Origin of the sequence: Heliobacterium chlorum (assembly GCF_014502795.1) — a bacterium.
Lineage (GTDB): Bacteria > Bacillota > Desulfitobacteriia > Heliobacteriales > Heliobacteriaceae > Heliobacterium > Heliobacterium chlorum.
The window spans coordinates 221,788-242,669 of sequence record NZ_JACVHF010000002.1 but is presented as its reverse complement, the minus strand read 5'-3'; the positions used below and the strand labels follow the sequence as shown (position 1 = coordinate 242,669).

The following is a 20,882-nucleotide window of genomic DNA, read 5'->3' as shown; positions in this document are numbered from 1 at the left end:
TAGTACAGTCCAGGGAGCATCACCCTTTCATCGTAAACAACGCCCGTTTATTCACTCCCATTATATGTATCGTCTCTTAATTCGCTACATTTTTCAAAACACCGTTTCCAACATATCTCGTAACCTCACAGGTCGTTGATAGACAAATCAAAAGCCGCCGATTTACATCAGCGGCCCTTCCCGAGAGGAATTCTAGTAACTTAAAAAGTTAGTATTCATTATTACATCGACGACAACAACTGCAGCAACAACAGCACCTATCTTTTGGTAGTAACCGATCATGATGTTCTTTATGATTACAAATGTTAAGGTCCTCATCGTTACAGTAGTCGTCACAGTATTCCCTACTGTAACAGCATGAATAATACTTACTATAAGCTTTCGAATGTTCCTCACAGCATCTGTTGATATAGCCAATTAGGTCGTCATAAGAACGGTGGTACCTGTCATTGGTATTTCGACAGTGATGGTTCGGCGGATAGTCCTGTCGACGAAGATAGTATGATTCACCGGAATCGGGTTGATGACAATGGTGCGAAAAATCAGATGGAATTGAACAAAAAGAGGCTCTTCTTTTAGGGCTTTTCTTTCTTTTATGACACTCCAAAGAAATACCTCCTTTATTTTCATTGTATGTTATCGAACTTTAGCTTGGTTCCTTTCTCCAAATAGGTCTATAAAAAACAAGAGCCACTAACATCGTTAGCGGCTCCATTCGGTTCATTTAGATTATGAGCAAGCTTTTCCCGGATTTTTCTTCGTTTCGATTTCTTCCATCAGCATCTGCGTAAACTCATCGAGCCCGCAAGCGCCTTTATCCCCTTCTCCGTATTTGCGGACGGCGACAGCACCGTTCTCAGCTTCCTTGTCACCGACCACCAACAGGTACGGGATTTTCTTGACTTGGCCTTCCCGAATCTTATAACCGATTTTTTCATTACGGTCATCCACTTCAGCCCGGATACCCCGTTCAGCCAAGTGGGCCAGAACCTTCTGGGCGTATGCATGATGACGGTCTGTAATCGGCAGCACCCGCACCTGCACCGGGGCCAGCCAGGCTGGGAATGCACCGGCAAAGTGTTCCGTAAGGATGCCGATAAAGCGCTCAATAGATCCGAAGACAACCCGGTGAATCATGACAGGGCGGTGTTTCTGCCCATCTTCACCCACGTAGGTTAGGTCGAACCGCTCCGGCATTTGGAAGTCCAGTTGGATCGTTCCACACTGCCAGGTCCGGCCGAGGCAATCTTTTAAGTGGAAATCGATCTTCGGTCCATAGAAGGCGCCATCGCCCGGATTGATTTTATAATCCATGCCTTTGGCTTTTAATGCCTCTTCCAGAGACGATGTAGCAAGCTCCCAAATATCGTCACTGCCCATGGCTTTTTCCGGCTTCGTGGACAATTCGATATGGTAGTCAAAACCGAAGGTCTTATAGAACCGGTCCACCAGATCGATGACACCCATGATCTCTTCTTTGATCTGCGAGGGCAGCATGAAGATGTGTGCGTCATCTTGGGTGAAACAGCGGACCCGCATCAGACCATGGAGGGCTCCAGAAATTTCGTGGCGATGAACTAGTCCCAGTTCCGCCATGCGCAGGGGCAGATCGCGATAAGAATGAATGGAGTTTTTGTAGACGAGCATGCTGCCGGGGCAATTCATCGGTTTGACACAAAAATCCTGCTCATCGATCTGGGTGAAATACATATTCTCTTTATAATGATCCCAATGACCTGAGCGTTCCCAGAGAGAGCGGTTCAAGATGATCGGTGTCCGGATCTCCTGGTAACCAGCTTTGGCATGTTGCTCACGCCAGTATTTCTCCAGTTCGTTGCGAATGATCATCCCTTTGGGAAAGAAGAAGGGGAATCCGGGACCTTCTTCCATAATCGTATACAATTCTAGTTCCTGGCCGAGTTTACGGTGATCGCGGCGCTTCGCTTCTTCTAAGCGATGCAGGTAATCGTCCAGTTCGGATTTTTTCGGAAAGGACGTACCGTAAATCCGCTGTAGCATCTTGTTCTTTTCACTGCCGCGCCAGTAGGCCCCAGCCAGGCTCATGAGGCGCATCGCTTTAATCTGCCCGGTTGTCGGCAGGTGAGGGCCGGCACAAAGGTCGATAAAATCTCCTTGGCTGTACATGCTGATCACAGCGTCTTCCGGCAGATCCTCTACGAGTTCGACTTTGTAACTTTCACCGATCTCCTGGAAAAACCGAATCGCTTCTTCACGGCTGACTTCGCGCCGGACAATAGGCAAGTCCTCTTTTATGATCTGGTCCATTTCTTTTTCGATGGCTTGTAAGTCTTCCGGAGTAAACTTGTGTTCCGAATCAAAGTCATAGTAGAAGCCTTCGTTGATAGCCGGGCCTATACCCAACCGGGTACCCGGGAAAAGCCGTTGCACTGCTTGGGCTAACAAGTGAGAGGAAGAGTGACGATAGACGTCCCGGCCTTCCGGATCATCGAAAGTTAAGATTTCCACGAAGGCATCTTTTTCGATAGACGTGGTTAGTCCGACGACTTTACCATCGAGCTTCCCAGCCACTGCATGCTGTGCGAGCTTTCGGCTGAGGGCCGCAGCCACTTCCGCAACCGTCGTGCCTTGGGGAAATTCCCGAACGGCACCATCTTTTAGAGTAACCTTCACTATACTCAATGTATGTCCTCCTCACATATAGGTAAACCTCTCGCCTTAGAAGCTAGGCGAGAGGCGAAAGTCCGTCTCAAAATATAATTTTAGACCTCATATATGGGCTTGTCAACCGAACCGCTTTCATCAATCCATATTGGCCTTATGAAAAGAAACCGCGATACTTCAAGCACCCTTATGAAAAAAGCCCCATCTAGTTTGACTAGCTAGGGCTCTTTTGCCTATGTTCATCGCTGCAGCACCACGTTTTCTTGAAACACCAAACAGCGATCACAGCCTGGGCAATAGTGCAATCGGTCTCCAAAGACAGCTTGTATCGTCTGCATTGATTCGCTCGACGGAACGCCTTCCGTATAATGAATCACGACTTGAACGGGGGCGACTGTAACTAAAGCGCTGATCAAGAGATCTTCGAAACAGATTTCTTCGTGCTTTATTACATCCTGATGAAATCCTTCGACGATTTCATTGTTTACTGGTATTCCACGTTCATCGAGAAGTTGAAAACCACCGGGGCGCATATACACGTGAACAACAGGGACTCGTGTATCTTGAATCTCCAAGAAATAGCGTAACAAGCTGACGAACTCTTTGTATTCCTTCTCCATCATATATTCGTCTACAGCCACATCTACAGAATCGGATAAGGTCGCTAAATAATCACTGAGTCGAAATCGAAGGAAGCCGTCGATGTGAACTCTTCCAAAGGTGACCAGCACATCAAGCAACCGTTCTAGAATCCGCTGTCTACGACCGACTCGATAGATGATATATTCCTTCGAGGTCTCTTCCTCTTGTTTCAATATTTGTGTCGCTTTCTCGGCGATGACCCATCGTTCTTCTTCTGAAAAATAAGCATATTCGCTGTTAATACGTTTCTCAACCAGTTCCTGTTCCCAAACGTCAAGAATCCAATCGGTTAGCATTCTCGCACAGTATTGGCGCAAGATTAGCGCCATCTCTTCCGGCGATTCGCCTTCGGGGTGTTCATCGAGGTAGCACGAAAACTGGTGAACCCCGTTTAACCATTGCCGGCGGGTACCGAACTGCCATCCTTCTCCGGCCAGTTCAGTCAGTTCGCAGGTGAGCCGGTAACCTAGTTCATCCAGATCACGGCTTGCACCGATAGATAAGATCTGAACCAAGGAGTTCACCCCCCTTTGATGTCTTTATTATATGTTCGACAACAAGGGAGTATACAGTTTATTCCCTCCATTAATATCCATTTGTTTTCCTGAAAAGGTAGAAGAATAGGGTCTTCCAGAACGGGTACTTTACCATTGAAAGCATAAAGGGGGGATTACTACATGCAGCGCTTACTCTGGTTACTTGTGATTGCTTTTATTCTGATTACAGGCATCACTTCTTGTTCTCCACAGCGCCGCCCCGCTGAGTCTCAAGGCCAAGGACAGCAACAGGGGCAGCAAGGGCAACAAGGTCAAAGCCAACAAGGACAGCAAGGCCAAGTCCAGCAGCAACAACCGGAATATCAAAACATGAAGGCCATGATGCTGGACATTATAAAAACTGACGAATATCAACAACGGCTGGCGCGCATGATTCGGGACCCCGAATTTCAGACGATGGTTTTATCGCAAGATCCAAAGTTTATGAAAACATTCCAGGAAATGCTGATGAGTTCCAAGTTTCAAGAACAGCTTGCCTTAGCCATGAAAGAAAAAGAAGTAAAAAAGTCAATAAAGGATACGGTCAAAGACGCTATGGACGATCCGGATGTTAAGAAGAAAATCCAGGCAGCAGCGAAAGCCCAAGGAGGCAAAAGCGGTGGCGGCAGTGAAGGCGGCGGCGAGGGAGGCGGTGAAGGCGGCGGGAGCAGCGGCGGTGGCGGTAGCGGCGGAGATAAAGAAACCAGCAAAGATAAAGGCAGCTAACTTTGAATCGACGCTAATCTCATGAATTAAACTGCAAAGGCTGACCAGCTCGGCACCCCGTCGGTTCTCCTTCCATGACTGCTGCCTGGCCGTTGACAAAAACATACCTCATCCCTACGGGCAGTAGATTCGGTTTATTCCGTTTCGCCCGATCTTGTACATCCTCCAATCGAAAAACAAGTAGATCTGCCTTGTAACCGGGAGCTATTTTCCCTCGACGGGAGATCCGGAAACGTTGAGCCGGCAGATTACTCATCTTGGCGACGGCTTCTTCCAGAGAAATCACTTGTCGATCGCGGACATAACGAGCCAACATCCTGGGAAAGTTGCCGTAGGCGCGTGGATGGGTGACTTTTCCGTTCGCGTAAAGGCCGGAATCGCTGGCGATAAATATACGGGGATGGGCTAGTCCCAATTGAATATTCTCTTCCGAGATGGAAATGCGTCCAGTACCAAAATCCCAGGAAGAAAAATCATAGAGGTACATGTCCCCCCAGAGGTCGACTCCCTTAGCATTTGCATTGCTTATCCGTTCGAGCACTGCCGGATACTTGTCCCAATTGTCTTGAAAAAGAGCCTTCACATGGCTGTACTGCCAGGAAACACCCGACTCCAGAGCTATCTCCGTCATCTCGTCGATGGACTCTAATAGCTGATCCGATTCACTTCGTATATGGGTAGCCATGATCCCTTTCTGATTGGCCAGCGTTTGAGCGAGTTTTTTTAGTTCCCGCCCTGTGGCTGATGATTGAGGTGCATATTCCAAACCGAAAGACAGACCCGGAGAACCTGCCTGAAGACCTTGCTGCAATAGATCGACCATTCGATCGATTTCTCTCCCGGTGGCCTCACGCTCTGCTTCCTCTCCCATGGCCAAGCGGCGTAGATTTCGATAACCCATCAACTGCCCATAGTTTATGCCCAAATCGCCGAGAAGCTGGTAAAAACGAGGAATGTCGTCGACCGATTCGCCACAATTTCCTCCGATTTGCGAGGTCACCCCTTGTAGGAGACGTATTTCGGCCCGGGGATTTGTCCTCAGGTATTCTTCGTTATGGGTATGTACATCGATAAAGCCGGGAGTAACGCAAGCACCGTCTGCAAGAATCACTTTGCAGTCCGGTTTTAATCGGTATCGCTCTGTTCCGACATACACTATCGAATGATCGATGTTGGCGCTGCCTTCGAGCACAGAAGCAATCCGGTCCTTCGTCACCGCCACTGTTCCTCGGAACCCCCCTTTGCCTGTTCCATCGATCACGTTGCCGTTGGTGATGAGCAAGTCCCAATCGATATCCTTAGCATCAGGCAATGTTTCCTTTTGAGGTTTAGTGGTGGTTAGTCCTCGGTTCGGTTCAACGCTGCTTTGCCTCCTACTTCCTCCAGTGGCACAACCGGTGAGACCGGTCAGGGAGATACCCCATGCCACTCCCTGAAGAATAAACTCTCGTCGGTTCCTGTCGGACATCGTTCCCCTTCCCTTCCCATGAACAGTAACTACCTTCATGAACAAAATCCGGTATAATGAGTTTACAAAACTGCTAATAGGGGGAATTCAGATGGTTGAACGTACAGGTATCATCACATTTCAGGGAAATCCCTTAACTCTGATTGGCCCGGAAGTAAAAATCGGCGAAAAGGCACCCGCTTTTACAGCCACTGCGAATGACTTGTCCCCTAAGTCTTTCGGCGACTTTGCCGGTAAGGTAAAGTTGATCAGCGTGGTCCCCTCACTCGATACACCTGTCTGTGATCTGCAAACGCGTCGATTTAATCAAGAAGCTGCTGACTTAGGAAAAGATGTAGTCATTCTAACTTTAAGTTGCGATCTACCCTTTGCTCAAGCACGGTGGTGCGGCGCCGCTGGCGTGGATCAAGTCGTAACCCTCTCCGATCACAAAGATGTCTCCTTTGGACAAGCTTACGGCGTGCTGATCAAAGAACTCCGTCTCTTGTCCCGTGCTATTTTTGTCATCGATAAACAAGATCGGGTAACTTACGTGGAGTATGTACGAGAAATAACCAACGAACCTGATTACAATCAAGCACTCGCATTCGTTAAAAAATCCTTGGGGTAATTTGTCTACTCAGGATATCGAAAAAGCAAGGAGTATCCCTTTGTCGAGGGAATCCTTGCTTTTTTCTTTTGGGGTCGACCAGAGGAGATGGTTCCTCTGTATTTGTCCATAAAACAATCATCCATTGGATATCATAGTAATAGAGAATAGTGAACCGGACGCAAGGAGGTTTTGACAATGCTTTTTCGGGGCCAACAAGGTCTTTTGCCTTTAGAGAAGGTGGTTCGAGCCTTTCAGCTATTCTCAGCCGAATTTCCCGATGCACCGGTACGCCTCTGGATTGGGACAGACAGCCAGACTCATGGTGGAACAACACGTGTCGTTACTTCGATCACTGCCTATCGGGAACACAAAGGCGGGCAGTCCTACCAGTACGTTCAAGTTTTAGATCGAGCGCTGGCATTAGCCGAAAAACTCGATGTGGAAACGCATATGTCCATTGAGATCATCGGGAAACTGCGGGATTTGCTGAACCAAAAGCTCATCTACTGGGAGTTGGAACTACATATCGATGGGGGTACGAATGGGATGAGCCGGCTTCACCTCCCCCGTGTCGTCGGATGGGCCGAAAGTATGGCTTCCGTATATCAGTATGCCGTACGGACAAAACCGGACGCCATTGGTGCTAGTCGTGTCGCCGACCGGTACGCCAAGTAGACTAACCGCTGACACCGACGAGACGGGGACTGCGTAATTCCTTCAGTTGCCCATCGATGAGCGAAAACAACCGTTCCAGCTCCTCTTCCTTATATATGAAAGATTCCGGTTCCACCAGTTCAGGCTCATGAAACTCATCCCATTCAATCTCCGGATACCGGTAGGTCACCGAGATAGAGCCGGCGACGTGGTAATCCAGCTTCACGAAAAATGTGATGACCTCATCTTCCCCGTTCTGAGGATCCCATTCCGAGTCGATCTGTACGCTTAGCCGATCCCCTACCGCCGCTTTAAACAAGGTCACCGTGCCTATGTTCAGCATAGATGGGCAGATCATCAGATGCTCACCGAGCAGTACAGAAGCTTTTTGTAAACGGTTTGCCAGCGGGGACTGAATACGCTCTATAAAGAACTGCTGAAACTTACGGTGCATGTGGCTCGCTTCTTCCCATTCGCTGCGCAGCTTGTTTTTCTCTTTAAGTGGGGCAGAGGAAAATTCCCAGCGAAGAACCGGCAGGATCATGGAGTAACAGACCTTGCAGAGGCGAACCGGTTCCACCCCTTGTTTCGAATCATCATTCTGAGGAATGATGGCTCGAACCTCTTCATGAAGGAGAAAGGGGGCTTTACAACAGGAGCACCGGGCTAGTTCTTGAGGGTCAAAGCTTTCGGAGGGATAACCTTTTCGACCGAGTTGAAAGCTAAGCTCTAAAATCGTCATGTCAGAAAAATATCTGGAAGGGTCGAAGGACAAAGCAGTTCCCCGTTGCGGTTCTGTCCGGCGCAGCAGATGGGCCAATTGCTTCGCGTAGAGGCGAATTTCATCGACCTCCAGATCGCGAGATACGGCCTGACGCATGACCATCATCTTTTCGTCGGCTTTGTTCGTTTCTTCCGCGATTAAACGTAAATTTTCAGCGATATGGGTAGGCACTTCTAAGCCATACTTATACATCATCGAATGCTGCAGCACAGCCCAAAAATGCTGTCCCACGGTGCGAACCTGGATTTCGGCAAACCGGGTGATGGGACCTTCGGGAGCATACATGTCATATTCAATAATCAAGTGATAACTTCGATAACCGCTTGCCTTCGGGTTACGAAGAAAATCTTTCTCATTCACCAAGCGCATATCGGAACGTTTTTTTAGGATATCTACTACCCGGCTGATATCGTCTAAATGCTGGACAATCACTCGCAAGCCGGCAATATCTTTTATGTTTTTCGTGATCCCTTCATTGACAGGCCATCCATAACGGCGTGCTTTTTCAATCAAACTCTTCGCTTTTTTCGTTCGGCTTTCAATAAACAAGATGACGGGACGTCCATACTTGATTTCTAAGGGCCCCCGCAGTGCATCGAGTTTAACCCGCAGTTCCAATTCCATCTGCCGGTAAGAAGCGAGGATGCTTTCTAGTTGTTGACAGGTGAGTTCCATGGGCATTCACCTCAATCATATGGGGCATATTTGTAACATGTCGTACATTCTTTTTATTCGCCGAATTGATGCGCCGTTCCTTCCCTGATGTATGTATACTTGCCGAGAATTATGAACTTTTTGTCAGTTCGGGAATCGGAAAAATGGGGGCGGCCATTGACCTTTACCTATTCTTTGATTAGGCTGGTAGTAATTCATACCGATTAAACCAAAGCAACGAGAAAGGTTCGGTGCCCCGTGAAAGAGACGCTGCGTGAATACGCCCTTGTGATTGTAGGTGCTCTTTTTTTTGCTATAGGAACCCGGGAGTTTATCCTTCCTTCTAAGCTGGCGCCGGGTGGCGTTGCCGGGCTGGCTACGTTGGTCTACTACATGACGAACATCTCTCCAGGTATTCTTATGTCCCTCATAAACCTTCCCTTGTACATCCTCGCCTATCGCAATATCAACCGGGAGTTTGTCCTTAAGACCTTTATCGCTGTAACCGTATCGTCCACCTTTATCGACTGGCTTCGAATACTCCCTGACTTTTCTACGCAAAACATCCTCCTAAATGCTTTGTACGGAGGCTTGATTTACGGTACCGGCGTAGGATTGATCGCACGTGTCGGCGGAAGTCTGGGTGGCGTCAATATCCTCGCTAAAATCTATTCCAGCCGGTTAGGTATTTCTTTCGGCACCTTAAACCTCACCTTGAATTCGATCATCGTTCTCCTTTCCGGTTTGTTTATCGGTCATGAAGCGGCCATGTATACGATCGTAGCCTTCTACGCTTCGAACCGACTGGTGGACTTCATCCAAGAAGGCCTGCCGAAAAAGGCGGTGACGATCATCTCCAAGGATCCGGAACTGATCGCCCACAGCATCATGGAGGAGATGGGACGAGGCGTCACTTTTCTTAAAGGAGAAGGCGCTTTTACCCATGATAATAAAAACGTCATTCTCTGCGCGATAGAACCTAACCAGTTGTTTACCCTGAAAAAAACGGTCTACCGCCTCGAACCGAACGCCTTTATCATCATCTCTGATGCCAAGGAGATCTTGGGGAGAGGGTTTAGGCCGCTAACCCCCTCTTCCTAAAAAAAAGAACCCCCATTTCGGGGGCGCGGTATCCCGCCTTACTCATATAAAATTATTTTGACAATATGGGCGATGAAGAGCGGCCCCAGAGCCGGTTCCACCATCCTTTGACGCCTCGCTGGTTTTGGTCCCTCAGGACCTTCTGACGCCATTTGATGATCATCTCCGTCGAACGATCTACCGACCGTCTTACTCCTTCTACAGAGCTCTTCAGATCATCGAGACGTTGTTCGATCACTTCGGAACCGTTTTGTTGGTTGCCCACCACTTGGCTTAAGGTTTCACTCACTTCCACCATCAGCTTCTTCACTTCACCCACCGTAGACTGGTTGTCTACGGACAATTTATGGATGAAAGCTTGACGCATTTCCCCATCGGATTGACTGGCCGCTACTTCCTGCAGCGTACACCGCATATCATCGAAGACAGTGTCTACATTGTGCTGCCAAGCATCGAGTCCACCACGAAACTCACTGAGGCCTTCGTTCAAGTCGTGCCGTACTCGTTCCATCGACGTCCGCAGATCGCCGTTTACACTCTGATGCAGATGGACCACCCGGCCTTCCACTTTGCTCAAGTGCTGGTGAAACCCTTTTTTCAGGCCTAGCACATCCGACTGGACTTCAACGATTTGCTCGATCATTTGTTCTAACCGTTGCTCCCAGTTCGGCATAGAACGCAACAGTTCAATCAGTTCCTTCGCTGTCGCTTCAGCCTCGGAAGAACTGTTTAATCGTCTTTCGCTCTCCTCCGGACATGGTAGAGTGGTCGCTTCACCCGCTTGTCCTTTTTCGGCGGAACCGCTTGCCACCGCTTCCCCTTCCCGCATTAGTTCCTTCTTCGGCGCTTCCACTCCCAGGATAGTCGATACAACGCCCCGGTGCCGACAAAAGTCTCGTAATCCTTCCAGGGGAATCAAATACATAAACCCTCCCGGGATCTTTTGCTGCTTCGCAGCCAATTCGCCACGATGAATGGCGTCCCGCAGGGTATACCGTTGCAGACCAGTCATTTTCGATGCCTGGGCCACTGTCAACTCTCCCGGCAAGCTCATAAACGCGTGCCCCCTCCTTCTCACCCCGAGTATTCGGCAATGACGCTGGCAATTCCTTCCATCTGGTTACATTTATATCAAATTTTTTCCATTTTTTCAATTGTTAAAGGCAAAAAAGAAGAGGACCGACACAATGATCAGTCCTCCTGTTGTGATATAGTGACTTATTTCGCCGCTTCGTAAGCGCGAGTGATCTCTTGCAAAATAAAAGCTCGATCTTCCGGTTTGTGAACATAATCGAGGTTAGTCACGTCTAACGTTAACAAAGAGCCGCCTTTATAATCACGGTAATTATTTTCATAAAAAACGTTCAGCAAGGCCCAGTAATCGCGCTCCACCTCGACTTCATCGGCACGTCCTCGCATATGGATACGCCGTATCGCTTCGTCTGTATCCACCTTTAAATAGACCATCAGACGGGGCGGTTCTAGGCCGTCAATCATGCTGTTCAACAGATTTTCATAAACATTATATTCTTCAACCGTCAGATACCCTTGTTCGCGGTACATTTTCGCGAAGATACCATCTGAATAAATGGAACGATCCATAATCGCCTGATTGGAACGGGAAGCTTCCCGGTATTGTTTAAACCGGTTGGTCAAAAAGTTGATCTGCATGGGAAAAGCCCAGCGTTCCCGGTTGTGAAAAAACTTGTGCAGCAGTTGATTTTCATCTTCAAACATCTCTCTGAATTCAACTAGGTTCAGATTTTTGGCAAGCAAATCGACGAGGGTTGACTTGCCTACACCGGTCACTCCGTCGATCACCAATTGAACCTGACCGGGATTCGATAAGGTCATAATAAGCACTCCTTTTGGACATCTGCTATTAGCTCTTAACAGAGGCACAATCGCGCCGTATCCATCTCCTGCTCATTACTTCGCGAACGTCTGCGGAATATCCTTCCACGAGCGGGAAAGTATCTCTTTGTCTATGGAATGTGACTTTTTGATTAGACATTTTTGAAAACCCTATGATATACTAAATCAAGCCATGTCCTCGGAAGTACTTTTGTCTTTTTGTAATAATTGTGCCCCTTGAATCATATACATTTTTGGTAAGTACGATTGAAAGGAGGGCCGTTTACGTGGTCTATGCGGTGCCCCTCCAACCCTTGCAGAGCGTGCAGGCATTAATCAGCGGGTTGCTGCTTGGCATCACTTTGGCCATGCCCCTTGGCCCCATCGCGGTAGAAGTACTTCGTAATTCCATGCGCTACGGATTTTGGATGGGGTTGGCCGTCGGTACAGGAGCAATCATCGCTGATGGTTTCTATCTGATTCTGGTTCAATTCGGCCTTGTGCCTTTATTAGAAATGCCCTGGGTGCGTACCATCTTCGGTTTTGTGGGATCCATTGTTCTCTTCGTGATCGGCGCTTCTCTCGTTCGGCCTCACAAACAAATGGCAAAAGCGTTCCCCGGTTCTGGAGAGATGGCACCGGAGATGGAGTCTCCCTGTTTAGGGCAGAGTAAATTTTCCCTACAATCGCTTTTATCGAATGCCACCTCCAATCGGGCAACAAAACGAGCTCTTTTAAATGGTATGTTGATCACTGGCCTAAACCCGTTAACGCTGACCTTGTGGATCGGCGTCGGTACAACGGCCGTTTCTAGTTGGAACTCCTCCTCTCCGTTGCTCGGATTGATCTTCATCTTTGGGATCCTCTTCGGACAGGAACTTTGGTTCGCTGCCATCTCCCGGCTGGCTCGTACCCGTTTCTTTCAGTGGCAGATGCATATCGTCCCTTGGATTCAAAAAGGATGCGGCGTCTTAATGATCGGCCTTTCCTTCTTTACCATCTGGTATACCTTTTTCCGTTAAGAACTTAACTTCGCTAAAAGAAACCCCCCTGCCCTAGGCATTTCCTACGGACAGGGGGTTCGTTTTTTCTTTATCCCTAATTATCAGGATAAATTTATAGGTAGATCTGTTGGCCTTTGGATTTTATCGCGTTCTTATTTACCTAATTGACGCTTCAAGGCAGCAAGCTCATCATCTACGCCTTGGCCTTTATCTAGAGCAGCCAGTTCATCATCGAGGCTTCCTGCCGAACCGTGAGCCAACTCTTTGCTTGCTTCGGCGCGGGCTTCCATGCCTAGAACCTTTTCTTCCATCCGTTCGAAGCCCCGGCGCGCCGAATTGCTGTCAAAACCACTCATGACCGAGTGGACTTGCTCAGTGGCCTTTGCCGCATTGGCCCGGGCCACGAGCGTATCCCGGCGGGCTTTCAATTTCTCGAACTCAGAACGCATTTCTGCCAACTGGGCTTTAAGTTTCTCAGAGGTAGCTGAGTGAGTCTCATACTGGCTTTTGAAGTCACGTAGGCGAGTTTCATGATTCTTTTTGTCTTCCAGGGCACGTTTAGCCAAATCGTCTCGACCGACATTGATCGCTTTTACGGCGTCTTCCTGGCGTTTTTGAACCATCGACTCGGCCTCTTTGTATTGGGCCTCGAACTTCTTCGTCACCGCAATTTGCTGAGCTACTGCAGCGGAAGCTTCTTGGATATCTTCAGCCATATCCCGAAGGTATTGGTCTAACATTTTTACAGGATCTTCTGCCTTGTCGAGAAGGGCATTGATATTGGATAAGGTCAGATCTTTCAGACGTTTAAACAGGCTCATGGTTTCCTTGTTCCTCCTCAAATTTTATAAATTTAAGTTATCCGGCTACGACGGACAGTTCAAATGCGTCTATCCATCGCCCATCGTAGTGAAAAAAGCGTCCCTGTTGCCATTCGATCCGGTAAATCTCCCGTTGATCCGTCTCGAACTGCCAAAACATCAGTTGTCCCCGTCCGACCGTCGTCTCTCCAAAGGTGTCGACCGGACCTTCACCATGGTAATCTAGGAAAAAATGCTTCCCGTCTAAAACATATTCTGTCTTCACATCGGTCATATCGTCGATCCGTCCGGCAAAGGGGGTGAGCACAACCGCCTTATCCGGTGCGGAACGATCGAAGAACAATCCCTGCCGCTGTCGACCAGACTTTACAGCGTAGAGAACCCATCCCGGTTGCGCATGGTAGATCACTTTACCCTCAATGATCCAGTCCTCCAAATCGAGCGAAACGACCTGGCCCACGTTGAGGTCGAACAACGTGCGTTCTTTTGAAACCGGTTCATCGGCGTGAACTTCTGCCTCGAACATCTGGCGCAGGCGTCCAAAGAGGCTCAATGTCCTCACCTCCATCTCCATCTTCTCATAAAACGGTCTCATTGAAAAGATTTCATACAATTTTCTTCACGACTTGTTTGTGAATGTTTGTCTGTTTATACTAAAAGCGTTGCACAGTTTCTACGAAAGGATGAAATGGAATGAAGTTTACTTGGAAAAAAGGCACCGCCTTCGTCACGTTAGCTATCGCGACTTTTTTGGTCGGTTGCAACCAGACTTCCAATAAGCCCTCTGAACCGGCCCCTGCTCAGCAAAGCAAGGAAGCTCCCGCTCCAGCCGCCAAAGCGCCGACAGCCGAAAAGAACAATAAGTATTCCAAAGCCCCGGAAATGCAGATTGACACGAAGAAACAGTATATCGCCACGATACAGACGAACCTCGGCAATATAAAGATTCAACTGTTAGCTGCCGAATCGCCCAAAACGGTCAACAATTTCGTATTCCTGGCCCGGGAAGGCTTTTATGACGGAATCCCCTTCCACCGAATCGTCAAAGACTTCATGATTCAAACAGGTGACCCTTTGGGCAAGGGTATTGGCGGTCCCGGCTACAAATTTGACGATGAACTACCGCCCAAACTCTCCTATGGACCAGGCGTTGTAGCTATGGCCAATTCAGGTCCGAACACAAACGGAAGCCAGTTCTTTATCTGTAACGGTGAGCAAGCGAAAGTGTTAAACAGTCACCCTAATTATACTGTATTCGGAAAAGTCATTGAAGGTATGGACACAGTGTTAAAGATTTCGGACGTTCCCGTTACGAAGAGCGACTTTGGCTCAGAGGTCAGCAAGCCCACACAAAACATTGTCATGGAAAAAGTCACAATCGAAGAAAAGTAATCAGACTGTCGCCCCCTGTATTACCAGGGGGCTCTTTTTCACCTTGCTTTTTGAATCCCAGGGCGAAATAAAAAAAACCGTGAAAAAATATCACGGTTTTTTTGCTCTTGAAAGACTAGATGCACTTGCGCGTATCGGCAGGCCACTGCGATTTGCATTCAGGACATTGCCAGGCAACCGTCTGATCACCGTTATAGTTCAAAATGCCAATCGTCCGGAAGACTGAGCAGTAGTTATCGCTTTTCCGAGATGATTCACTTTTTTTGTCCGCCAATAAACTGGCTCCACATTCAGGGCACGTCGTCAACATTCTACCCATGAGGTTCTCCTCCTAACTTCAACAGATGTGAAGTTGTTTATCTTTTGCTAATGCTATTTTAATGAAATGTCGCGAAAACTAGACATTAATTATTAAATCGATGTAACACTTTCTATACATTAGTTTATCATAGTCTATACATAAAAGACAAGATTTGCCTCTGATATCAGAATAATTAGTTTTTCAATAACGAAACTTGTTCACAGCCTGGCGTAACTCTTGCCCAAGCGAAGCTAGCATTTTCGCATTGGAGGAGATTTCTTCTGCAGAGGCGTACTGTTCCTCGGTCGTGGCGGCGATTGTCTGGGCATAGTCACTAATTTTCTTGGCGATTGCACTGATCTCTTCGGTGGCATGAACTGTATTCGCACTGCCGACGGCCATATGCTCGATGGCACTAGTCACTTCACCAATCTGCCTAGACACGTCGGCTGCCTCTTTTTCGATTTCCTGAAATGTTTTTACCCCTTCCCCGATAGTTAGAACGCCCAATTTCACCACATCGGAGTTATGCTCCATCGCCTCCACAGCTTCATGGGTCTCTTCGTGAATTTCATGGATAATCTTCGTAATTTCACTGGCAAACCTTCCCGCTTGTTCAGCCAGTTTACGAACTTCCTCGGCGACGACGGCGAAACCTCGTCCAGCTTCTCCGGCCCGAGCGGACTCAATCGAAGCGTTTAAGGAGAGAAGGTTTGTCTGTTCCGCAATTTTATCGATTTGCTCAACCATTTTCTCGACCTTCTGGGTTTGCTTTTCGAGCTGATGAATCAATGTAGCCACTTCGTTGGCGGAGTGATTGATCTTTTCCATGTCATTCATGGCTTTCGTCATTGTTAACGTACCTTTTGAGGCTTTTTCACTTGTTACAGTCGCTGAGGAATAGACATGCTGTGCCGACGCGTTGATTTGCTCGGCCACGGCAGATATTGCCTCAGCGTTTTCCACAGTCGTTTCCAGATGATTATTATGGTCTTCCAAGTCTTTCGCCAGTTGTTGCGCCACAGCAGCGACCTGACTGACGGCATGTTTGTTTTGCTCTGTACTCGCACTCAGTTCTTCTGAGGAACCGCCTAATTGTTGTGATCCTTCATCAATTTTCAAAACAAGATTCCGTAAGCTATTCACCATCTGATTGAAACGTACCGCCAGGATGCCAAACTCATCGTCTCCGGTGATCGATATCTTTTCTGTTAAACGGCCATTCGATATTTGTTCCGCCGATGTTAGAAGAACATCCACCGAATGGGTAATACGGCGAACCATCGTATACAAAGTGAGCGTAAAAAAGGCCGTAACTAATACGATGGCGGTAATAAGTATCATTCTTGTCTTTTCATGGTCCTGATCGTTTATCCGCAAATCTGTTGCGGCACCATTCAGGTTATAAACGACGAGACTTTCTGCCGACTGCCACAAGCGGTTAAAGTAATCTCGCAGTTCCCCTTTTAGTAGGAGAGTCGCTTCTTTATCATCACTTTCTTGCCCTAGAACTATAAATTTCGAACTAGCCGCTCGAAAGCCTTTCCATTCATCTCGGATCGAATTTATGGCCTCAATGTCTGAGGGTTCCATCGCCGTGTCTCGATACTCTGTGATCGCCTTTTCAATTTTTTCTTCTATCTCCGATAAGGTCCTTATATTGAGTTGATCTTCATCTTCAAAATAGGGGTGTGAAAGTTCGATTTGTTCTCTGCGATATTCCACAAACAAGCATTTTAACTCATTAGATAGATCGACTCTCGACAGCCATATATCGTTCATCTTTTCTAGCCTCTGATGGGAATCTTCATACTTCGTTAAGCTATACATTCCGAAACCAATGAATAAAAACAAGGTGATTCCAAAGGAAACGAACAGTTTCGCTCGAATTCCCAAATGGACTCCTTTCCATCGCATAAGGTGAGAACAGCTCCTTTCCAACTTGCCTGGCTTCAACGACATCACTGTTTGCGCCTAAATAACCACCTCCCTTTTTTATACTTCAAATCATCCTCGCATTTATATTTTAACTATGGACTATTTTTTCGTTACAATCCTTAGATTTGAGAATAAAAAAGAGGCCAGTTCAAGTAAAATTCTTGAACTGGCCTCTTTTTTATATTTGAAATACTCTCTTGCTATACAAGCAAATTTGTTAGTTGCCGATAAACTCCTGTACCCATGCCCCTTGATAGTAGCCGACACCAATAGTGTCATAATTTGAATTTAAGATATTCGCCCGGTGACCGGAGCTGTTCATCCAGCCCTGCATGACCTCCTGCGGGGACTGTTGACCTTCGGCGATGTTTTCTCCGGCATAGCTGTAGGCAATACCATATTGCTTCATCATATCAAAAGGAGAACCATAGGTCGGGGAGGTATGCGAAAAGTAATTGTTTTGGATCATGTCTTTTGCTTTATCGGCAGCCATCGTGCTCAAAGCTCCGTCCATCCGAAGGGGTTGCAGTCCCGCTTTGGCCCGTTCTGCGTTGACCAGTTGGGCCACTTGCTGAACGTAGCTCAGTTGCGGTGCCGGCTGCGGCGATGGTTGAGGAGCGGTCACAGAAGAAGGGACATTGAGCACCTGTCCTACGTAGAGGTAGTTCGGGTTGACTTGGGGATTCGCCTGCGTCAGGCTGTTCAAGGAAACACCCAGTTTGGAGGCGATTTTCCACATGGTATCACCGGAGACAACCCGATAGGTTTTGCCTTGAGAAGGGATCGTTAACGTTTGACCAGGGTAAATCGACGTGGTGGACATGTTGTTAGCCTGCATCAAACTAGAAACAGACACACCGTTCGTCGCAGCGATTCTCCAAAGGGTATCACCGGTTTGAACGGTATAGTTCGACGAAGCCATGGCGGGTCCTGCTAAACTGGTAACTAGAAGCATTCCGGCAAGAAGACTTGATGCCAGGGTCCAAGCTTTTCTCTTCATGTAGCGTCACTCCTTTCGCAAAATTATAAGCCGCTATTGGATAACGACTTGAAAAGAAAGCTTGATGCAGTATAACACAGTAAAATTCCAACATCAATCTCATTTATATATTTACATATAATTACCTAATTCATAGAGTACCCAAATTTACACCATTGAGAGCTTATGGAGTGTTCATTTCATCATCCCTTTACGGTAATAAATCATCATCGGTGAGACTTTTGTTTAAAATTACAAATCCCCCGATGATTTCATCAGGGGAGAAAGATATAACATCCTAAAAAAGTTTTTCGCCGATACCCATCAATACTTCAAAAACGATCAATAGGATAATCGCCAGTTCGAGGAGCACACCTCGATGATTGATAACCTCATCATTCAGCATGGAATAATTGCCTTCGATCACTTTTAACTTATGGCGGATGCTGTCCATCCACACCGACGTTCGCAAGATGGAGTGAGCTGCTCCATAAACGCGCGCATAAAAAATATCCTCCGTTACTTTGATGGAGTTCTGGATTTTTTCGGTGACTTCGTTGATATCGATGGCGAGAGCCATTTGCGATTTCATGATTTGGCGGTATTGGCGGAGTCGGGAATACCAGGAATCCTTGTCAGCCCGCTCAATGTCGTCATACATGCGTTTCATTTCTCCCGATAACAACCGGTCGAAATACCGAAGCTCTACCAATTGCGTTAAGGCAAATTCCACTAACTCGGGAATATCGGTGCTTCCTTCAGCGTCGACGACTAAAGCGGAGTCCCAAGTGAGGATCGTCACGTCTTTTGTCCCGTAGGAAAAAGAATTTTTCAATGTATCGTGGCGAAGTTTTGGGCTTACCGGTTCCCGCTCGGCTAAAAGAATCGGAACAGGATCCCATTCGTCGCGCCAACGGCGGAAGAAAAAGAGGGTAAAGTCTTCCTCCACTTTTCCCTCCTGCAGCGGTTCCATGGCCCCTGATAATATGCTCGTAACTTTATCGAGCCACTTATGAAAGAGAGATTCCAGTTCTTCCTGCGTATACAAGGCGACCGATAAGTCCAAGAGCTGCTCATAAGTCAAATCATCAGGAAGCATGATCCGCAGGATAAGGCCGATCACCCCTAGATCATACACCCGGGCTAAAACATGACAGGTGTAATTTTTTCCTCGGAATGAAATCTCTACAGGACCTAAATCGATCGATACAGGTGGATTTTCGATGATGATCGATTTGGGTCGCACACGAGATAAGCGCATGCGGCTCGTCGGCTTTTCTTTGACAAAGATGTCCTGGACCAATCCTAAGTCAAATTCTTTGGCTTCTTCATAGATCCGGTACAACCAAATGGAATCCTGCATGGTTTCTTCCCCTTTAGAAGTCTAGAGGAGTATCCACATAAAGAACCCCCACCTGCGATATGGACGCTTGACCGGAGGTCCAATCATTCACCTTTTTCGTAAGGATCCCCTCAAAACCTTTTTTCTCTAAGGCCACCAGGATGACCTTATCGGTAAATCTCGTTTCATCGATGCGATAACCGAGGGAACGCAGTTCATTCTCGACAGCCCCGTAAAAGGTATAATCCATTTCGATGGCCATCCGCGTATGCAATCGACGCTCCAAGATTCCCGCCGCTTTTAGTCCCACAGTGGCTCCTTTGCCATAAGCGCGGATCAGCCCGCCTGCACCCAACTTGATGCCCCCGAAATAGCGGGTGACCACGATCACTGTATCTTTGATCCCTGTTTTTTTGATCACTTCAAGGATCGGTTTGCCGGCGGTACCGGAAGGCTCTCCGTCATCATCGGCTTTTTGGTGTTCATCCTTTTCTCCGATCACGTAGGCAGAACAGTTATGGGTCGCATCCCAATGTTTCTTTTTGATTCGTCCGATAAACTCCAAGGCCTCTTCCACCGTTTCAGCGCGGTTTGTATAGATAAGAAAGCGGGATTTGCTAATCTCCAGCTCTGTTTCTCCGTATTCTTTCACGGTTTGATATATTTCAAGCATGTTTTTTGTAACACCTCAAGAAAAGCATACCCTACCGCTTCTCCAGGCACAATGTCCTATCGCTAAAAAGGCTCATTGGTCCTAAAACCAGAACGTATAGTCGACCCTTACTGATGAAAAACTAAGTAAAACTTCTTATTTGCCAAACGATCCAGGGCAAAGGAAGCATGGTGAAAACAGGGGGGAGAAGCTTGGTCGATAAACTCTCTGGGATCATAACCTTTTTGCTTACCTATTTCGCCTTTTCCATCACCAGTTGGATCTTTCCGATGGACCGAAAATGGCTTGAATCCCTGGACAAGCCCGCATGGTCTCCTCCCGGCTCGGTCATCGGTCTCGCTTGGGTCGTCATCTTCGGCCTAATTTCCCTCGCTGTCGCCCTTTTGCAGGAGAAAATCGGCTGGCGCCGTCTGGGCGGGCTTTGGAAAGGGGTTTTTATTGCTAATTATCTATTCAATCAACTCTTTATCATCGGACAGTCTTTCAGCCGGAACCTTTTGCTTTCCTTTCTGGATACGGCCGCTATCGCCGTTACTGCCTTTGTATTGGTCTTCGTCACTTGGTCTTATTCGCGCCTTGCCTCAATTCTGTTTATCCCCTATGCCCTCTGGTCAGGGTTTGCCACTTTTCTTTCTTACGCTATATACCGACTTAATCGGTAAGAGAACGAAAGTAGCTCTTAAAATCTTTGCGAACATGAAAAAGACCTTTCCCAACATCTCTATTGGGAAAGGTCTTTTTTTTGAATAATCCCTTTTCATCGAAAGAGCCTGTGAGC

Annotated in this window: 20 protein-coding genes; 7 read left to right on the top strand and 13 right to left on the bottom strand. The window is 47.5% G+C overall.

Annotated elements, in window-relative coordinates; all coding sequences use genetic code 11:
• Window positions 1–729 precede the first annotated feature (729 nt).
• Entirely contained in the window at window positions 730–2,655 is a 1,926-nt protein-coding gene (thrS, locus tag H1S01_RS04285; protein ID WP_188038945.1) for a threonine--tRNA ligase, read from the bottom strand.
• 227 nt (window positions 2,656–2,882) lie between these two features.
• Entirely contained in the window at window positions 2,883–3,800 is a 918-nt protein-coding gene (ytxC, locus tag H1S01_RS04280; protein ID WP_188038864.1) for a putative sporulation protein YtxC, read from the bottom strand.
• Between the two features lie 162 nt (window positions 3,801–3,962).
• Between ytxC and H1S01_RS04275 the strand changes: the two genes are divergently transcribed.
• Complete coding sequence (locus H1S01_RS04275) at window positions 3,963–4,547, top strand: hypothetical protein (protein WP_188038863.1); 585 nt, start codon at window positions 3,963–3,965, stop codon at window positions 4,545–4,547.
• A gap of 19 nt (window positions 4,548–4,566) precedes the next feature.
• On the opposite strand, the gene H1S01_RS04270 is transcribed toward H1S01_RS04275, so the two are convergent.
• Window positions 4,567–6,015, bottom strand: a complete 1,449-nt coding sequence (locus H1S01_RS04270) for an N-acyl-D-amino-acid deacylase family protein (protein ID WP_188038862.1) — start codon at window positions 6,013–6,015, stop codon at window positions 4,567–4,569.
• 91 nt (window positions 6,016–6,106) lie between these two features.
• On the opposite strand from H1S01_RS04270, the gene tpx reads away from it, so the two are divergent.
• Together tpx and H1S01_RS04260 are read left to right on the top strand one after the other, a co-directional pair.
• A complete protein-coding gene (gene tpx / locus H1S01_RS04265) occupies window positions 6,107–6,625 on the top strand; it encodes a thiol peroxidase (RefSeq protein ID WP_188038861.1) in 519 nt (172 codons plus the stop codon).
• A gap of 177 nt (window positions 6,626–6,802) precedes the next feature.
• Window positions 6,803–7,282, top strand: coding sequence for a ribonuclease H-like YkuK family protein (locus tag H1S01_RS04260; RefSeq protein WP_188038860.1), 480 nt, complete (start codon window positions 6,803–6,805; stop codon window positions 7,280–7,282).
• 1 nt (window position 7,283) lies between these two features.
• Here H1S01_RS04260 and H1S01_RS04255 read toward each other — a convergent pair whose 3' ends face one another.
• Window positions 7,284–8,720, bottom strand: coding sequence for a GTP pyrophosphokinase (locus H1S01_RS04255; protein WP_188038859.1), 1,437 nt, complete (start codon window positions 8,718–8,720; stop codon window positions 7,284–7,286).
• A 237-nt stretch (window positions 8,721–8,957) separates the two neighbouring features.
• On the opposite strand from H1S01_RS04255, the gene H1S01_RS04250 reads away from it, so the two are divergent.
• Complete coding sequence (locus H1S01_RS04250; RefSeq protein ID WP_188038858.1) at window positions 8,958–9,800, top strand: YitT family protein; 843 nt, start codon at window positions 8,958–8,960, stop codon at window positions 9,798–9,800.
• Between the two features lie 52 nt (window positions 9,801–9,852).
• Here the strand turns inward: H1S01_RS04250 and H1S01_RS04245 are convergent, their stop codons facing one another.
• Window positions 9,853–10,854, bottom strand: coding sequence for a hypothetical protein (locus tag H1S01_RS04245; RefSeq protein WP_188038857.1), 1,002 nt, complete (start codon window positions 10,852–10,854; stop codon window positions 9,853–9,855).
• Window positions 10,855–11,018: 164 nt separating this feature from the next.
• A complete protein-coding gene (locus tag H1S01_RS04240) occupies window positions 11,019–11,654 on the bottom strand; it encodes a deoxynucleoside kinase (RefSeq protein WP_188038856.1) in 636 nt (211 codons plus the stop codon).
• Between the two features lie 287 nt (window positions 11,655–11,941).
• On the opposite strand from H1S01_RS04240, the gene H1S01_RS04235 reads away from it, so the two are divergent.
• Window positions 11,942–12,676 carry a LysE family translocator gene (locus H1S01_RS04235; protein WP_155476090.1) on the top strand — a complete coding sequence of 245 codons (735 nt, stop codon included), beginning with the start codon at window positions 11,942–11,944 and terminating at the stop codon, window positions 12,674–12,676.
• A gap of 134 nt (window positions 12,677–12,810) precedes the next feature.
• On the opposite strand, the gene H1S01_RS04230 is transcribed toward H1S01_RS04235, so the two are convergent.
• Window positions 12,811–13,479 carry a PspA/IM30 family protein gene (locus H1S01_RS04230; protein ID WP_188038855.1) on the bottom strand — a complete coding sequence of 223 codons (669 nt, stop codon included), beginning with the start codon at window positions 13,477–13,479 and terminating at the stop codon, window positions 12,811–12,813.
• A gap of 37 nt (window positions 13,480–13,516) precedes the next feature.
• The gene (locus H1S01_RS04225) at window positions 13,517–14,041 is read right to left on the bottom strand and encodes a DUF4178 domain-containing protein (RefSeq protein WP_341479028.1); all 525 of its coding nucleotides are present in this window, start codon (window positions 14,039–14,041) and stop codon (window positions 13,517–13,519) included.
• Window positions 14,042–14,172: 131 nt separating this feature from the next.
• Here H1S01_RS04225 and H1S01_RS04220 point away from each other — a divergent pair, with 131 nt between their 5' ends.
• The gene (locus H1S01_RS04220; RefSeq protein ID WP_188038853.1) at window positions 14,173–14,871 is read left to right on the top strand and encodes a peptidylprolyl isomerase; all 699 of its coding nucleotides are present in this window, start codon (window positions 14,173–14,175) and stop codon (window positions 14,869–14,871) included.
• Window positions 14,872–14,986: 115 nt separating this feature from the next.
• Here H1S01_RS04220 and H1S01_RS04215 read toward each other — a convergent pair whose 3' ends face one another.
• From H1S01_RS04215 to H1S01_RS04195, 5 genes are all read right to left on the bottom strand, one after another.
• Window positions 14,987–15,190 (bottom strand): hypothetical protein, encoded by a 204-nt coding sequence (locus H1S01_RS04215; RefSeq protein ID WP_188038852.1) that lies wholly within the window; start codon window positions 15,188–15,190, stop codon window positions 14,987–14,989.
• Window positions 15,191–15,373: 183 nt separating this feature from the next.
• Window positions 15,374–17,089, bottom strand: a complete 1,716-nt coding sequence (locus H1S01_RS04210) for a methyl-accepting chemotaxis protein (RefSeq protein ID WP_188038851.1) — start codon at window positions 17,087–17,089, stop codon at window positions 15,374–15,376.
• Window positions 17,090–17,327: 238 nt separating this feature from the next.
• Window positions 17,328–18,110, bottom strand: coding sequence for a LysM peptidoglycan-binding domain-containing protein (locus H1S01_RS04205; RefSeq protein ID WP_207732175.1), 783 nt, complete (start codon window positions 18,108–18,110; stop codon window positions 17,328–17,330).
• 277 nt (window positions 18,111–18,387) lie between these two features.
• Window positions 18,388–19,452, bottom strand: a complete 1,065-nt coding sequence (locus H1S01_RS04200; protein WP_188038850.1) for a hypothetical protein — start codon at window positions 19,450–19,452, stop codon at window positions 18,388–18,390.
• A 13-nt stretch (window positions 19,453–19,465) separates the two neighbouring features.
• Complete coding sequence (locus tag H1S01_RS04195) at window positions 19,466–20,104, bottom strand: YigZ family protein (protein ID WP_188038849.1); 639 nt, start codon at window positions 20,102–20,104, stop codon at window positions 19,466–19,468.
• 191 nt (window positions 20,105–20,295) lie between these two features.
• Between H1S01_RS04195 and H1S01_RS04190 the strand changes: the two genes are divergently transcribed.
• The gene (locus H1S01_RS04190) at window positions 20,296–20,766 is read left to right on the top strand and encodes a TspO/MBR family protein (protein ID WP_188038848.1); all 471 of its coding nucleotides are present in this window, start codon (window positions 20,296–20,298) and stop codon (window positions 20,764–20,766) included.
• Window positions 20,767–20,882: the final 116 nt, after the last annotated feature.

Excerpts from the sequence above, each read along its gene's own strand:
- H1S01_RS04275 (WP_188038863.1), top strand. The coding sequence starts at position 3,963 with ATGCAGCGCTTACTCTGGTTACTTGTGATTGCTTTTATTCTGATTACA.
- H1S01_RS04270 (WP_188038862.1), bottom strand. The coding sequence starts at position 6,015 with ATGTCCGACAGGAACCGACGAGAGTTTATTCTTCAGGGAGTGGCATGG.
- tpx (WP_188038861.1), top strand. The coding sequence starts at position 6,107 with ATGGTTGAACGTACAGGTATCATCACATTTCAGGGAAATCCCTTAACT.
- H1S01_RS04260 (WP_188038860.1), top strand. The coding sequence starts at position 6,803 with ATGCTTTTTCGGGGCCAACAAGGTCTTTTGCCTTTAGAGAAGGTGGTT.
- H1S01_RS04255 (WP_188038859.1), bottom strand. The coding sequence starts at position 8,720 with ATGGAACTCACCTGTCAACAACTAGAAAGCATCCTCGCTTCTTACCGG.
- H1S01_RS04245 (WP_188038857.1), bottom strand. The coding sequence starts at position 10,854 with ATGAGCTTGCCGGGAGAGTTGACAGTGGCCCAGGCATCGAAAATGACT.
- H1S01_RS04240 (WP_188038856.1), bottom strand. The coding sequence starts at position 11,654 with ATGACCTTATCGAATCCCGGTCAGGTTCAATTGGTGATCGACGGAGTG.
- H1S01_RS04230 (WP_188038855.1), bottom strand. The coding sequence starts at position 13,479 with ATGAGCCTGTTTAAACGTCTGAAAGATCTGACCTTATCCAATATCAAT.
- H1S01_RS04220 (WP_188038853.1), top strand. The coding sequence starts at position 14,173 with ATGAAGTTTACTTGGAAAAAAGGCACCGCCTTCGTCACGTTAGCTATC.
- H1S01_RS04215 (WP_188038852.1), bottom strand. The coding sequence starts at position 15,190 with ATGGGTAGAATGTTGACGACGTGCCCTGAATGTGGAGCCAGTTTATTG.
- H1S01_RS04210 (WP_188038851.1), bottom strand. The coding sequence starts at position 17,089 with ATGCGATGGAAAGGAGTCCATTTGGGAATTCGAGCGAAACTGTTCGTT.
- H1S01_RS04205 (WP_207732175.1), bottom strand. The coding sequence starts at position 18,110 with ATGAAGAGAAAAGCTTGGACCCTGGCATCAAGTCTTCTTGCCGGAATG.
- H1S01_RS04200 (WP_188038850.1), bottom strand. The coding sequence starts at position 19,452 with ATGCAGGATTCCATTTGGTTGTACCGGATCTATGAAGAAGCCAAAGAA.
- H1S01_RS04195 (WP_188038849.1), bottom strand. The coding sequence starts at position 20,104 with ATGCTTGAAATATATCAAACCGTGAAAGAATACGGAGAAACAGAGCTG.